This window comes from Pseudomonas sp. MDT1-17 (genome assembly GCF_054898105.1).
Window position 1 is genome coordinate 6,194,312 of the sequence record NZ_JBUBVM010000001.1, and the last position, 14,098, is coordinate 6,208,409.

Annotated in this window: 10 protein-coding genes and 2 pseudogenes; 4 read left to right on the forward strand and 8 right to left on the reverse strand. The window is 59.2% G+C overall.

What is annotated here, in order from left to right:
• The first annotated feature begins 71 nt into the window (after positions 1 to 71).
• A complete protein-coding gene (ppx, locus tag ACYZTX_RS28650) occupies positions 72 to 1,574 on the forward strand; it encodes an exopolyphosphatase (protein ID WP_462036830.1) in 1,503 nt (500 codons plus the stop codon).
• A gap of 167 nt (positions 1,575 to 1,741) precedes the next feature.
• On the opposite strand, the gene ppk1 is transcribed toward ppx, so the two are convergent.
• Together ppk1 and hemB are read right to left on the reverse strand one after the other, a co-directional pair.
• Positions 1,742 to 3,964: a polyphosphate kinase 1 gene (ppk1, locus tag ACYZTX_RS28655; RefSeq protein ID WP_462036831.1), complete on the reverse strand. Its 2,223-nt coding sequence runs from the start codon at positions 3,962 to 3,964 to the stop codon at positions 1,742 to 1,744.
• 18 nt (positions 3,965 to 3,982) lie between these two features.
• Positions 3,983 to 4,996: a porphobilinogen synthase gene (gene hemB / locus ACYZTX_RS28660; RefSeq protein ID WP_462036832.1), complete on the reverse strand. Its 1,014-nt coding sequence runs from the start codon at positions 4,994 to 4,996 to the stop codon at positions 3,983 to 3,985.
• 208 nt (positions 4,997 to 5,204) lie between these two features.
• Here hemB and ACYZTX_RS28665 point away from each other — a divergent pair, with 208 nt between their 5' ends.
• Positions 5,205 to 5,837 (forward strand): DedA family protein, encoded by a 633-nt coding sequence (locus ACYZTX_RS28665; protein WP_462036833.1) that lies wholly within the window; start codon positions 5,205 to 5,207, stop codon positions 5,835 to 5,837.
• Here the strand turns inward: ACYZTX_RS28665 and ACYZTX_RS28670 are convergent.
• The gene (locus tag ACYZTX_RS28670) at positions 5,818 to 7,053 is read right to left on the reverse strand and encodes a sterol desaturase family protein (protein ID WP_462036834.1); all 1,236 of its coding nucleotides are present in this window, start codon (positions 7,051 to 7,053) and stop codon (positions 5,818 to 5,820) included. The genes ACYZTX_RS28665 and ACYZTX_RS28670 overlap by 20 nt on opposite strands.
• 115 nt (positions 7,054 to 7,168) lie before the next feature.
• Between ACYZTX_RS28670 and elbB the strand changes: the two genes are divergently transcribed.
• A complete protein-coding gene (elbB, locus tag ACYZTX_RS28675) occupies positions 7,169 to 7,837 on the forward strand; it encodes an isoprenoid biosynthesis glyoxalase ElbB (protein ID WP_462036835.1) in 669 nt (222 codons plus the stop codon).
• A 77-nt stretch (positions 7,838 to 7,914) separates the two neighbouring features.
• Here elbB and ACYZTX_RS28680 read toward each other — a convergent pair whose 3' ends face one another.
• The 3 genes from ACYZTX_RS28680 to ACYZTX_RS28690 form a co-directional block, all read right to left on the reverse strand.
• The gene (locus tag ACYZTX_RS28680) at positions 7,915 to 8,910 is read right to left on the reverse strand and encodes an IS110 family RNA-guided transposase (protein WP_462033164.1); all 996 of its coding nucleotides are present in this window, start codon (positions 8,908 to 8,910) and stop codon (positions 7,915 to 7,917) included.
• Positions 8,911 to 9,202: 292 nt separating this feature from the next.
• Entirely contained in the window at positions 9,203 to 9,658 is a 456-nt protein-coding gene (locus tag ACYZTX_RS28685) for a YaiI/YqxD family protein (protein WP_033060654.1), read from the reverse strand.
• Positions 9,659 to 9,687: 29 nt separating this feature from the next.
• Positions 9,688 to 11,586, reverse strand: a complete 1,899-nt coding sequence (locus ACYZTX_RS28690) for an FTR1 family protein (RefSeq protein ID WP_462036836.1) — start codon at positions 11,584 to 11,586, stop codon at positions 9,688 to 9,690.
• 298 nt (positions 11,587 to 11,884) lie between these two features.
• On the opposite strand from ACYZTX_RS28690, the pseudogene ACYZTX_RS28695 reads away from it, so the two are divergent.
• Positions 11,885 to 12,058: pseudogene (locus ACYZTX_RS28695) on the forward strand (penicillin-binding protein activator LpoB); the annotation flags it as partial.
• Positions 12,059 to 12,200: 142 nt separating this feature from the next.
• Here the strand turns inward: ACYZTX_RS28695 and ACYZTX_RS28700 are convergent.
• Positions 12,201 to 13,222, reverse strand: a pseudogene (locus ACYZTX_RS28700) (transposase).
• 110 nt (positions 13,223 to 13,332) lie between these two features.
• Positions 13,333 to 13,965, reverse strand: a complete 633-nt coding sequence (gene rhtB, locus ACYZTX_RS28705) for a homoserine/homoserine lactone efflux protein (RefSeq protein WP_462036837.1) — start codon at positions 13,963 to 13,965, stop codon at positions 13,333 to 13,335.
• Between the last annotated feature and the right edge of the window lie 133 nt (positions 13,966 to 14,098).

Consider the following 14,098-nt stretch of genomic DNA (forward strand, 5'->3'; position numbering starts at 1 on the left):
GAACACTGTGCGTTGGCGGCAGCGTTTGATCGTGGCACGATGTCGAGGTTATCGACCGAGACCCCCTGACCATGCCGCAATCTCAAGCCAAGAATCTGTCCCTGATCGCCGCAATCGACCTGGGCTCCAACAGCTTTCACATGGTCGTGGCCAAGGCCCAGAACGGCGAAATCCGTATTCTCGAACGACTCGGGGAGAAGGTTCAGCTGGCCGCCGGCATCGACGATGAGCGCCAGCTCAGTGAAGAATCCATGCAGCGCGGGCTCGATTGCCTGAAGCGTTTTGCCCAACTGATCAACGGTATGCCGACCGGCGCCGTACGGATCGTCGGCACCAATGCCCTGCGTGAAGCCCGTAACCGTGGCGAATTTATCCACCGCGCTGAAGAAATCCTTGGCCACCCGGTGGAAGTCATCTCCGGCCGTGAAGAAGCGCGTCTGATCTACCTCGGCGTGTCCCACACCCTCGCCGACACCCCGGGCAAGCGCCTGGTGGCCGACATTGGCGGTGGCAGTACCGAATTCATTATCGGCCAGCGCTTCGAACCGCTGCTGCGCGAAAGTTTGCAAATGGGCTGCGTCAGCTATACCCAGCGCTATTTCAAGGACGGCAAGATCACCCCGGCCCGCTACGCCCAGGCGTACACGGCGGCGCGGCTGGAGATCATGAGCATCGAACACGCCCTGCATCGCCTGACCTGGGATGAAGCCATCGGCTCCTCGGGCACCATCCGCGCCATCGGCCTGGCGCTGAAGGCCGGCGGTCATGGCACCGGCGAGGTGAACGCCCAAGGCCTGGCCTGGCTCAAGCGCAAGCTGATCAAGCTCGGCGACGTCGAGAAGATCGACTTCGAAGGCATCAAGCCCGACCGTCGGACGATCTTCCCGGCCGGCCTGGCAATTCTCGAAGCGATCTTCGACGCGCTCGAACTGCAACGCATGGACCACTGTGAAGGCGCCCTGCGCGAAGGCGTGCTCTATGACCTGCTGGGCCGTCATCATCACGAAGACGTCCGTGAGCGCACCCTCAGCTCGTTGATGGAGCGTTATCACGTCGATCTGGAACAAGCGGTGCGCGTTGAGCGCAAGGCGTTGCATGCCTTCGATCAAGTGGCTGAGGATTGGGACCTGGATGACGGCGTCTGGCGCGAATTGCTCGGCTGGGCGGCCAAGGTTCATGAAGTGGGCCTGGACATCGCTCACTATCACTACCACAAGCACGGCGCCTATCTGATCGAGCACTCGGACCTGGCCGGGTTCTCCCGCGAAGACCAGCAAATGCTCGCGCTATTGGTGCGTGGCCACCGACGCAATATTCCCCGGGACAAGTTTGCCGAGTTCGGCGATGAAGGCATCAAGCTGATTCGCCTGTGCGTGCTGCTGCGCTTTGCGATCCTGTTCCATCACATCCGCGGCACCCAGGAAATGCCTCAGGTCGAGCTGCACGCCAATGGCGACAGCCTGGATGTGCTGTTTCCGGAAAACTGGCTGGACGAAAACCAGCTGACTCAGGCCGACTTCGGTCTGGAAGCGGAATGGCTCACACGGGTCGGCTTCGTACTCAACGTTCGCTGAAATTGAAAAAGGCCTTCTTCGGAAGGCCTTTTTTATGCTCGCGATATAGCAAACGACGCAGTCCCATGTGGGAGCGGGCTTGCTCGCGAAAGCGGAGTGTCAGTCGACATCAATATTGACTGACACTCCGCTTTCGCGAGCAAGCCCGCTCCCACAGGTTTCGCTCTTTATCGGACTGCCAGAATCGGACTACCCAACCGTTCCAGCAGCGTAGCCTGCGCACTGCGCGGGTTCTGGTTGCCGGTCGGCGTGTTGCGAATGTAACGGCCGTCCGCCTGCAAGCTCCAGCTGTGAGTGTTATCGGTGAGATAAAGCTCCAGCTCTTTCTTGACCCGCATGATCAGCTTCTTGCCCTCGACCGGGAAGCAAGTCTCGACGCGCTTGTCGAGGTTACGCTCCATCCAGTCGGCACTGGACAGGAACATCTGCTCTTCGCCGCCATTGAGGAAGTAGAAGACCCGGGTGTGCTCCAGGAAGCGCCCGATGATCGAGCGTACGTGGATGTTATGCGAAACCCCGGCAATGCCCGGCCGCAGACAGCACATGCCACGCACCACCAGATCGATACGCACCCCGGACTGACTGGCCTTGTACAGCGCGCGGATGATCTTCGGATCGGTCAGCGAGTTGAACTTGGCGATGATGTGTGCCGGCTTGCCGTCGAGGGCGAACTGGGTCTCGCGGGCAATCATGTCGAGCATGCCCTTCTTCAGCGTGAACGGCGCGTGCAGCAGCTTCTTCATGCGCAGGGTTTTACCCATGCCGATCAACTGGCTGAACAGTTTGCCGACGTCTTCGCACAAGGCATCGTCGGACGTCAGCAAGCTGTAGTCGGTGTACAGACGGGCGTTCGCCGCATGGTAGTTGCCGGTACCCAAATGCGCGTAACGCACAATCTCACCGGCTTCGCGACGCAAAATCAGCATCATCTTGGCGTGGGTCTTGAAGCCCACCACGCCGTAGATCACCACCGCACCGGCCGCCTGCAGACGGCTGGCCAGTTGCAGGTTGGACTCTTCGTCGAACCGTGCCCGCAATTCGATCACCGCGGTGACTTCCTTGCCGTTCCGCGCAGCATCGACCAACGCATCGACGATTTCCGAGTTGGCGCCGGAGCGGTACAGGGTTTGACGGACCGCCAATACATGCGGGTCCTTGGCCGCCTGACGCAGCAGGTCGACCACCGGCGTGAACGACTCGAACGGGTGCAGCAACAGGATGTCCTGCTTGCTGATCACACTGAAAATGTTCTCGCTGTTCTGCAGCAGTTTGGGGATCTGCGGGGTGAACGGCATGTATTGCAGTTCACGCTGACTGTCCAGACCGGTGATGCTGAACAGGCGGGTCAGGTTGACCGGACCGTTGACCTGGTACAGCTCGGTTTCGTGCAGGTTGAACTGCTTGAGCAAGTAGTCGGACAACTGTTTCGGGCAGGTGTCGGCAACTTCAAGACGCACCGCGTCACCGTAGCGACGGGAGAACAACTCGCCGCGCAGGGCGCGGGCCAGGTCTTCTACATCTTCGGTATCGACGGAAAGGTCGGCGTTACGGGTCAGACGGAACTGGTAGCAACCCTTGACCTTCATGCCCTGGAACAAGTCATCGGCGTGAGCGTGGATCATCGACGACAGGAACACGTAGTTGTCGCCAGAGCCGCCCACTTCTTCCGGCAACTTGATGACGCGCGGCAGCAGTCGTGGCGCCGGGATGATCGCCAGACCGGAATCGCGGCCGAAGGCGTCGATACCTTCGAGCTCGACGATGAAGTTCAGGCTCTTGTTGACCAGCAACGGGAACGGGTGCGTCGGGTCGAGGCCGATCGGGGTAATGATCGGCGCGATCTCGTCGCGGAAATAGCGGCGTACCCAGGTTTTGATCTTGGTGGTCCAGTGCCGCCGGCGGATGAAGCGGACCTGATGCTTTTCCAGTTCCGGCAACAGAATGTCGTTGAGGATCGCGTACTGGCGGTCGACGTGACCGTGTACCAGCTCGCTGATGCGGGCCAGGGCCTGGTGCGGTTGCAGGCCATCGGCGCCAGCCTGTTCACGGGCGAAGGTGATCTGCTTCTTCAGGCCGGCCACACGAATCTCGAAGAACTCGTCCAGGTTGCTGGAGAAAATCAGCAGAAACTTCAGCCGCTCCAGCAACGGGTAGGACTCGTCCAGCGCCTGCTCCAGCACGCGGATGTTGAACTGCAGTTGCGAGAGCTCGCGATGGATGTAGAGGCTGCTGTCATCCAGGCCGGGAATAGCAATCGCTGGCGCCGCCGACACAGGCTCGGCCACCGCCGCGGGTGGAGCAGGCTCCAGTTCCGGCGGCGTTTCGGCGATGTGCTCCACCACAGGTTGAGCGTCTTTTACGGCAACTTCAGTGAGGACTTCGGTATTCATCGAATGTTCCTGGGAGGGCTATTTTTGCTCTCGTAACAATTGAGCAGCACGGACGGCAAAGTAAGTCAGGATGCCATCGGCGCCTGCACGTTTAAAAGCGGTCAGGGATTCGAGGATAACCCCTTCGCTCAACCAGCCATTCTGGATCGCCGCCATGTGCATGGCATATTCACCGCTGACCTGATAAACAAAGGTCGGCACTTTAAATTCTTCTTTGACCCGGTAAAGGATGTCCAGATACGGCATGCCTGGCTTGACCATGACCATGTCCGCGCCTTCTGACAAGTCCGCCGCCACTTCATGCAGGGCTTCGTTGCTGTTGGCCGGGTCCATCTGATAGGAGGCCTTGTTGGCCTTGCCCAGGTTCAGCGCCGAACCGACCGCATCGCGGAACGGGCCGTAATAGGCGCTGGCGTACTTCGCCGAGTAGGCCATGATCCGCACGTTGACGTGATCGGCCAGTTCCAGCGCTTCGCGGATCGCCTGGATGCGACCGTCCATCATGTCCGACGGGGCCACCACCTGAGCGCCGGCTTCGGCGTGTGACAGTGCCTGCTTGACCAGTGCGTCGACGGTGATGTCATTCTGCACGTAGCCTTCTTCGTCGAGGATACCGTCCTGACCGTGGGTGGTGAACGGGTCCAGGGCAACGTCGGTGATCACGCCCAGCTCAGGAAATTGCGCACGCAACGCGCGGGTGGCGCGCTGGGCGATCCCGTTGGGGTTCCAGGCTTGCGCGGCGTCGAGGGATTTGAGCTCCGGCGGCGTCACCGGGAACAACGCCAGTGCCGGAATTCCCAGCTCGACCCACTTGGCCGCTTCTTCAAGCAACAGATCGATGGTCAGGCGCTCGACGCCTGGCATCGACGCCACCGCTTCGCGACGGTTTTCACCGTCCAGCACGAACACCGGCAGGATCAGGTCATCGACGCTCAGAACATTTTCACGAACCAGTCGACGCGAGAAATCATCACGACGGTTGCGACGCAGGCGGGTTGCTGGAAACAAGCGGTTGGCGGGGGTAAAGCTCACGGCAGACTCCTGAGCCCGCGCTGGCGGGCGAGTGTGACAGTTATAAGCGGCCATTATGACCGTCGTATTACAGTTATGTGCACCCCTGTGACAGGTAGTCGCATTCCATTGTCCTTGTAGGAAATGTTCACGTCGAGACACATTTGGACACTTTCATGAATGTGCCCGAAGGGTTAGGCTGCGCGTTCATTTCGCCAGCACCCAGACAATGCTCCAACAATTTCTTCAGGAATTCGGCTACTTCGCCCTCTTTCTCGGCACGTTTTTCGAAGGCGAAACCATTCTGGTGCTCGCAGGCTTCCTCGCGTTCCGCGGATACATGGACCTCAAAGTGGTCATGATCGTGGCGTTCCTGGGCAGTTATGCCGGTGATCAGCTGTGGTATTTCCTGGGGCGCAAGCACGGCCGCAAGTTGCTGGCGCGCAAACCGCGCTGGCAATTGATGGGCGACCGGGCGCTGGAGCATATCCGCAGGCACCCGGACATCTGGGTGCTGAGCTTCCGCTTTGTCTATGGCCTGCGCACGGTGATGCCGGTGGCGATCGGCCTGTCGGGCTATCCGCCGGGACGTTATCTGCTGCTCAACGGGATTGGTGCCGCGATCTGGGCCGCCGCACTGGCTGCTGCCGCTTATCACTTCGGCGCGGTGCTCGAAGGCATGCTCGGCAGCGTCAAGAAGTACGAGCTGTGGGTGCTCGGTGCCCTGCTGGTACTGGGCCTGTGCCTGTGGTTGCGCCGGCGTTTCAAGAACGCCCGTCTGGCGAAGAAGATCTACGCCGACGAGCAGGCCCTGAAAGCCGAACAAGCCAAAACCGACAAACCTACGACGCCAGTCGAGTGAAACGGTTTCTGCAACAGTAGAGACCGATACCACTGAGCAGGCTGTAACTCAGCAAGCCGACCCAGCCCACTGCGCTGGCCGGCCACAGCCCAACGACCGGCGCCAGCCACACCAGCGGCACATTCGACGCCAGGCGCAGCAGTTCCAGCTTCAGCGCCCACGGGCGATTCTCCAGGGCCACGCCCAACGTAAACAAACCCAGCGCCACGGCACTCCAGCCGAGCACCAGCGCGGCTGTCGGCAAACGTGGCTCCAGGTTCATCAAGTAGCTGCCCAGCGCGATGTAGATGCAAAACTGCAACACCACGTAAAGCTGCTGACGCCCATCCACAGGCACCTCGAATTTACGGAACTGACTCAGGTCCGGCTTGTTCATCGGGTACTTGGCCGCCACATCCGCCGGCCGCCAACCGGTGCGCATGAACCAGATGCGCAGCGTGTCCCATTTGCTTTGCGCACGCCGTGCGTCATCCCACAGCTGCGCGTAGAACTGCACGTTCGCCCACAACGGGTTCCAGCTCGCCAGCGGCGTGGTCACGCCGAAAATCACCGGTTCGTTGTCATCCTCTTCCTGGAACGAGCCAAATAGACGGTCCCAAATAATGAACACCCCGCCGTAGTTGCGATCCATGTAGAGAGCGTTCTGTGCATGGTGAGCCCGATGATTGGACGGCGTGACGAAGAACCACTCGAACCAGCCGAGCTTGGAAATGTGTTTGGTGTGCACCCAGAATTGGTACAGCAGGTTCAGCGCGGCGACGCTAATGAACACCAGCAGCGGCACGCCGAGCACGGCCATCGGCAGGTAGAAGATCCAGCTCAACAGGAAGCCGGTACTGGTCTGGCGCAGCGCCGTGGAAAGGTTGTAATCCTCGCTCTGGTGATGCACAGAGTGCGCCGCCCAGAGGATGTTGCGTTCGTGGCCCATGCGATGCAGCCAGTAATAGCAAAAGTCGTAGAGGACGAAGGCCAATACCCAGACCCAAACGCTGTCGGCCGAGAGTTTGAAAAGCGCCAGATGCTCAAGGGCAAAGCCATAGGTCACCAGCCCGACGCCTTTGGTCAACAGGCCGGTGGTGGTCGACAACACCCCGGTGCTGATGCTGTTGATCGCGTCCGCCACGCGATAATTGCTCACCCCGCGCCAACGGTCGGCCAGCAGTTCGACGGCAATCAGCACAAAGAAAAACGGCACCGCATACAGAATGAAGTCCATGACGCGCCCTGATCGGAATCTTGAGGACAGATCCTAGGTGTAGCCGCGAATTAACCCTATGGCAACGAGTGACAAATTAGTGGACATTTAACGCCATGAATCTGGAGAAAAGCCCATGAGCAAAAAAATTGCAGTGATCCTATCCGGCTGTGGTGTGTACGACGGCGCCGAGATCCACGAAAGCGTGATCACCCTGCTGCGCCTGGACCAGCGTGGCGCCCAGGTGCAGTGCTTTGCCCCCAATATCTCGCAATTGCATGTGATCAATCACCTGACCGGCGACGAAATGCCCGAGTCGCGCAATGTGCTGGTGGAATCGGCGCGGATCGCCCGGGGCAACATCAAAGACATTCGTGAAGCCGACGTCGAAGACTTCGACGCGCTGATCGTGCCCGGCGGTTTCGGCGCGGCCAAGAACCTGTCGAACTTCGCCATCGAAGGCGCCGGTTGCAGCGTTCAACCGGACGTCCTGGCGTTGACCGAAGCGTTTGCTGAAGCGGGCAAACCGGTAGGGTTGATCTGCATTTCGCCAGCGCTGGCGGCGAAAATCTATGGACCGGGCGTGACCTGCACCATCGGCAACGACGCCGACACAGCCGCCGCCATGAACAAGATGGGCGCTACACACACAGACTGCGCGGTCACTGACATCGTTGAAGACAAAGCACGCAAACTGGTCAGCACCCCGGCGTACATGCTGGCGCAGAGCATCAGTGAAGCGGCTTCGGGTATCAACAAGCTGGTCGACCGTGTTCTCGAGTTAACCCACGAAAACGACGGTTAAAGGCAAGATCAAAAGATCGCAGGCTTCGCCAGCTCCTACAGGGGATCAATGTTCACCTGTAGATACTCTGTTCACGGTCAAGCTTTCGCGAGATGTTTTTCGCTAAAAAGTTTGGCCGTATTAAATTCTTCTCCAGATCGCATGCAGGCCCATAACCCGGTCAGGTATTTGCGCATCACTGCTCCGATGGCCTGCATTTTCTTCTTGCCGCGAGCTACCAGCGCCTCGTAAAAGGCCTTCACATTCTCATCACAGCGGATTGCCGTCATTGCCGGCATGAACATCGCTGCCCGTAAATACGCGTTGCCGCATTTGGACATCCGGCCTGGCCGGTTCACGCTGGTGCCTGACTGGGTCAACCTTACGTCGAGCCCTGCATAACGGCTGACCTGTGCCGATTTAAGCGTCACCGGCAGCGTTGTCAGCTCAGCCAGTGCGGCGATGGCCGAGGCTTCCCCCACGCCGGGGGCGGCCATCATGCAGCGAAACTGCAAGCTCAGATCCGGGCATTTGGCGATGGCCTCGCGTGCGGCCTTCTTCAAACGATCAATCCGTGTGTCCAGCGCTGCAATCGCATCTTTTTCATCCTCGATCAGCAGTTCAACACTCGTTTCCGTCGCTTGTAATGCGTGCAACTCGTTCTTGGCTCGGGTCCGATGGCCAATCAGCCGGTTGATATGACGACCAATCGCACGCAGCATCAGTTGATCTGCAGTAGGTGGCACCCAAAGTCTAGGCGCCATGCGTTCACCATATTCGGCCAGCAGTTGAGCATCAATCTGGTCAGTTTTGCTGTTTTGCAGCATCAGCTTGGCAAAATTATGGAAGCTTTTGGGGTTGATCACCGAGACCGGTAGGCCGGCGGCGTGCAACTCCAGCGCAAGGTCCAGGTAGTAAATGCCGGTGGCCTCCATGACCACGCTCAGCGGTTTGAGGCCCAACATCTTGGTCACGGCAGCCTTACGCCCCTTGGGTGTGTGCTGAATGTCCCACTGGCCTGATGTTTTACCGTTCTGCCGCCATCCCATGGCAGACGTTTTGGCACCAATGTCTATGCCGACATGAGTATTCATGCTTTTCACTTCCCTGACTTTCGGTAAGATTGCTTCTGGTTCCCCCGACCTCGAACTTCATGCCACTGCAACCTTGTAATGCGAAGTCCGACTTGTCGGCTTCTCGATACTCTTCGTGGTGGGCAATGAGGCGGGGGGGCCTCTCTACAGACAAGGTCAGGAGCGAATCCTGCCTTCAGGAGCGATCGGCCTCCCCCAGAAACGTACTTGCTGCTGTATGAATCCTTGAGCGTAACCTCTCTCGTTGGAATCAGGGTCAACATACAAGGAGCTGGCGAAGCCTGCGATCTTTTCAGGCTTTGCGGGAAAGCCGCGTGAGAATCCGGTCCAGCGCATTGGCAAACGCTTGCTTCTCGCGCTCGCCAAACGGCGCTGGCCCGCCGCTCATCTGCCCCTGTTCACGTAGATCGGTGAACAGGTTACGCACCGCCAATCGATCGCCCATGTTCTGCGCATCGAACTCTTTGCCCCGTGGATCCAGCGCCGCAACGCCCTTTTTCACCAGACGGTCGGCCAGCGGCACATCGCTGCAGATCACTAGTTCGCCGGGTACCGCGTATTCCACCAGGTAGTCGTCGGCGGCATCCGGACCGCTTGGCACCACGATCAGCTTCACCAAGGCCAAACCCGGCTTGATCTGCGGCTGTCCAGCCACCAACACCACTTCGAACTGGCGCTTGAGAGCGAACTTCACCACCAGATCCTTGGCCGCCCGAGGGCAGGCGTCGGCATCGATCCAGACACGCATTGTGTTTTTCCTTTTAAAGGATCACTCGATCAGGAAGCCGGCACCCGCCGCTTCTCGGCCATCCGGCTGCGACTGTACAGCACGATGATCGCCATGATCGCCACCGCCTGAGCACTCAGCGAATACGCATCAGCGTGGATGCCCAGCCAGTCGAAGTCAAAGAACGGCACCGGCCGGGTGCCGAAAATCCCGGCTTCCTGCAACGCCTTCACGCCGTGCCCGGCAAACACCACCGACAGTGCACACAGCAATCCGGCGTTGATGCTGAAAAACAGCGACAGCGGCAACTTCGCCGAGCCACGCAGAATCACCCACGCCAGACCGACCAGCAATACCAACGCCGTCGCACCACCCGCCAACACCGCGTTATGACCCGCTGGACCCGCCTGCAGCCACAGGGTCTCGTAGAACAGAATCACTTCAAACAGCTCGCGATACACCGAGAAGAACGCCAGCGTCGCAAAGCCGAAACGCCCGCCGCCGCCCACCAGGCTGCTCTTGATGTAATCCTGCCAGGCCGCTGCGTGACGACGATCGTGCATCCACACCCCGAGCCAGAGCACCATGACAGCGGCAAACAACGCCGTCGCACCTTCCAGCAATTCGCGCTGCGAACCGCTGACATCGATCACGTACGCCGCCAGCGCCCAGGTCGCCAGACCCGCCAGCAGCGCCAGCCCCCAACCAACATTGACGCTGCGTACCGCCGATTGCTGGCCGGTATTGCGCAGGAACGCGAGGATCGCTGCCAGCACCAGAATCGCTTCCAGGCCTTCGCGCAGCAGAATCAACAAACCGGAAATGTAGCTCAGGGACCAACTCAAACCATCGCTGCCCAGCAGGCCGGCGGACTCCTTCAACTTGGCCTTGGCCGCGTCCAGACGCTGCTGGGCCTGGGTTACCGGCAAACCATCCTGCAACGACTGACGGTACGCCATCAGCGATTTTTCAGTGTCTTTGCGCACGTTGGCGTCGACGTTATCCAGCGAGCTTTCGACCAGTTCGAAACCTTCCAGATAAGCCGCCACCGACAGGTCATAGGCCTGATCGTGATCGCCGGCACGGTAGGCCGCTATGCTCTTGTCCAGCGTCGCGGCGGTGTAGTCGAGCAACTGCGCCGGGCCACGCTTGACCTGCGGCGGTTGCGCCCGCTGCGCACGGAAGGTCGCCGCCGCTTGCGGCCCCTCGGCGGCCTGCACTTCTGCGGGAGTCTGACGGGCCAGGTCGGCGATGTTGTAGGTCTGTTCGGATTTTGCGGCAGCCGGATCGGCGCTTAAGCTGGCGATGTAGGTCGCCAGATCCCAACGCTGACGATCGTCCAGCTGATCGGAGAAGGCTGGCATGTCGGTGCCTTCGACACCGAGGCCCAAGGTGCTGTAGATCGCGTAGAGGCTCAGGTGATCCAGCCGCGCCGCATCACGCAGATTGGACGGCGGTGGCATCAGACCGACACCCGCCGGACCATCCCCGGCACCCGCGTCGCCGTGGCAAACCGAACAATGCTGAGCGTACAGCGGCGCACCACGGGTCGGATCCGGCGTAATGATCGGTGCCTGGCTGACTTCATAGGTTACGGCCAGTTTCGCGCCGAGTTGCCGTGCCTGACGGGCGACGTCCGCGCCGTCCTGCCGCGCAGCGATGGCGTTGCGCAGCGTGCTGACGCCCTGCTCCAGCCCGGCTTTTTCCGGTTTGGCCGGCATCTCCGCGATCAAGCCCTGCAACACCTTGATGAATTCCAGCTGTTCACGGTATTCGGATTCGTCGGCAACCTTGCCCGCCTGCACCGTCTGCGGGTAGTCCGCGCCGATGTAATCGAGCAAATGCAGCGCTTGCGGCGCGCCTTCCAAGGTATCCGCCAGCAGATTGGTACTGCACAGGGCAAACAACGGCAACACCAGCCAGGCCAGGAAACGGGACGGGGCAGTCATGAATGAATCTCAATTGGAAATACGAAGTAACACATTGTTCACTTCCAATGACTTTCACTCAAGCTTTGTTGTGCGGTTAACGGCACGGCATTCGGTATTTAAGCTCCTCTTGTTATGAGTAATCGGCAGGAGGCCAACATCCCCGCCAGTAGGTCCCATCAGCCCGTCCCGCATTTGCGGCTGCTGACATTCAGGGAAGAAGTACCCGCCATGGCATCCCGCGCCCTTACCTCGATCGCGCTCAGCGCCGGCCGTGATCGCCGACCTGCGCGACAAGGAATACCTCAAGAGCGAAGAGCAAGCGGTCCAGGGCACGCATACATCGGCGTCCAAGGGTGACGTCTATGACGTGATCAAGCGGATCAAGGCCGGCAACTTCAAAGGTGCCGACTACGTGTTGTTCGGCACCGTGTCGGACATCGACTTCAACAACGACATCAACGAGCTCGCCAACAACGACAGCTACTCGGCGCCGGTCATTCTGCGCTGATCTTTGAAACTAAAAAGGCGACCCTTGCAGGCTGTGTGAAAACGCACTGATGGTGGTTCCTGCAAACGCCCCGACTTGTTCGGGGCGTTTGCTTTTGTGCGGACAGCAGACAAAAAAGGGCGTTTCAGCCCATTAACGTTATCAGCTGACGTGCGCCAAGCACGTTAATCGCTCTTTTCAGGTTATAAGCGTTCACCGCCAAGGCCATTTCAGCTCTCGCCCCGTCGAGCTGTCGCAGCAAGAAGCGAGCATTGCCAAACAACCACTGTTTCAGGTTGCCGAAGGGATGCTCCACGATGGATCTTCGGCTGACCATCATCTCTGGATGTGCCTGCATTCGCCGCTCCATTCGTTCGAAAGCCGTTGCTTGCGATCATCGCTGTCCTGAGTGACTTCATGATGCAGGATCAGACAATGCTCAGCGTCTACGGCGGTTTGCACGTTGTACGCGACCCGAGGCCCTTTGTGCGTTCGCATCATTCGTGCATCGCTTTCGTGAGTATTGAATTGCTCAAGCTCCATTGATTTCATCAGTGCCTGGCACGTCAGGTTATTGGAGTGCCTGACTTCAAGTTGCGCCAAAGCCGTCTTGACCGCACTACGATCAACCACCTCATTGGCTTCGGTTTTATCCGCCTCATCCAGCTCAGCCAGGTATTGGGCAATGCGTTTATCCAGCTTCTGCTCCTGGTGCTTGAGCCGCTTCAAATTCATATGACGCCGCGAGGAAGCAACCGCCTGAAACTTGCTGCCATCGATGGCCACCAGTTCGCCAGCGATGAGACCCACCTTTCGGCAAAACTGAACGAAGGCACGTCAGGTCGCGATAAAGGCAGCTTTGTTGTCTTTGCGAAAGTCGGCGATGGTCTTGAATTCGGGTTTAAGCCGGTTGATCAACCACATCACTTCGATGTTGCGCTGGCACTCGGCTTCGAGACGCCGGGATGAGCGAATCCGTTGGAAATAGCCGTAAGAGGGGCGCCCGGTGCCTTTGGGTAAGGCTTTATCGAAACCCAGGCGCACAAGATCGAGCTTGGCAACGTAGGTATCGATCACACGAACGAGGTGATCCTCGGGGATCAACTCTTCCAGCGAGACCGGGAACAGGCTGGTCTGGCTGCGGGACTGTCCTTGGATGTAGGCCATAACGAAAAATGCTCCGTATCTTTCGATGCGGAGCATTTTCTTTGATCGCTAGGCAGATTGCTAGGTTTTCACACAGTCTGCTTGGGTCGCCTTTTTTGTGTCTGACGGTTTTACACCGCCGCTTTGCGAAGGGTCGCCATGAATGCCGCCGCACCAATGAACAGCCCGGCAAAGGTGCGGTTCATGCGTTTTTGCTGTTTGGGCGTGCGCAACAACCGCAGCACCTTGGACGCCAATCCGGTGTAACCGGCCATGACAATCAGATCGACGAAGACCATGGTCACCCCGATGATCAGGTACTGAGCCAGCAGCGGCGCATGCGGATCAATGAACTGCGGCAACACCGCCAGCATGAACACCAGGGCCTTGGGGTTGCTGATGTTCACCAGGAAACCGCGAAACACCAACGCCATCGGCTTGCCAATCTGACGCACGGCCGCGTCATCGCTCATGTCGCTGGGCAGCGCACGCCATTGCTTGATCGCGAGGAAAACCAGATAGGCGACACCGAACCATTTGATCGCATAGAAGGCAGTGGCCGACGCCGTGAGAATCGCGCCAACACCGGCACCGACAATCGCAATCTGCACCGCCAGGCCCAACTGCAGGCCCAGGGCGTTCCAGTAACCGCGCCAGAAACCGTATTGCAGACCACTGGACATCGACGCAATGGCGCCGGCTCCGGGAGACAGACTGATCACCCAGCAGGCGGCAAAAAAAGCCAGCCACGTTTGAAGCTCCATCGCACACCTCGACTCAGACTCGTGACAGACGTCTAAGCTAATGCGGCTTTGGGCCGATGACTACCGATTTTTTGTAGGATAGAGCTGAAACCGACAAGCAATATACAGACCCAGGGCCCTTTCGCGAGCAGGC

Coding starts and splice junctions, on each gene's coding strand:
- ppk1 (WP_462036831.1), bottom strand. CDS start 3,964: ATGAATACCGAAGTCCTCACTGAAGTTGCCGTAAAAGACGCTCAACCT.
- ACYZTX_RS28680 (WP_462033164.1), bottom strand. CDS start 8,910: ATGAATACTCATGTCGGCATAGACATTGGTGCCAAAACGTCTGCCATG.
- ppx (WP_462036830.1), top strand. CDS start 72: ATGCCGCAATCTCAAGCCAAGAATCTGTCCCTGATCGCCGCAATCGAC.
- ACYZTX_RS28665 (WP_462036833.1), top strand. CDS start 5,205: ATGCTCCAACAATTTCTTCAGGAATTCGGCTACTTCGCCCTCTTTCTC.
- ACYZTX_RS28690 (WP_462036836.1), bottom strand. CDS start 11,586: ATGACTGCCCCGTCCCGTTTCCTGGCCTGGCTGGTGTTGCCGTTGTTT.
- ACYZTX_RS28685 (WP_033060654.1), bottom strand. CDS start 9,658: ATGCGTGTCTGGATCGATGCCGACGCCTGCCCTCGGGCGGCCAAGGAT.
- ACYZTX_RS28670 (WP_462036834.1), bottom strand. CDS start 7,053: ATGGACTTCATTCTGTATGCGGTGCCGTTTTTCTTTGTGCTGATTGCC.
- elbB (WP_462036835.1), top strand. CDS start 7,169: ATGAGCAAAAAAATTGCAGTGATCCTATCCGGCTGTGGTGTGTACGAC.
- rhtB (WP_462036837.1), bottom strand. CDS start 13,965: ATGGAGCTTCAAACGTGGCTGGCTTTTTTTGCCGCCTGCTGGGTGATC.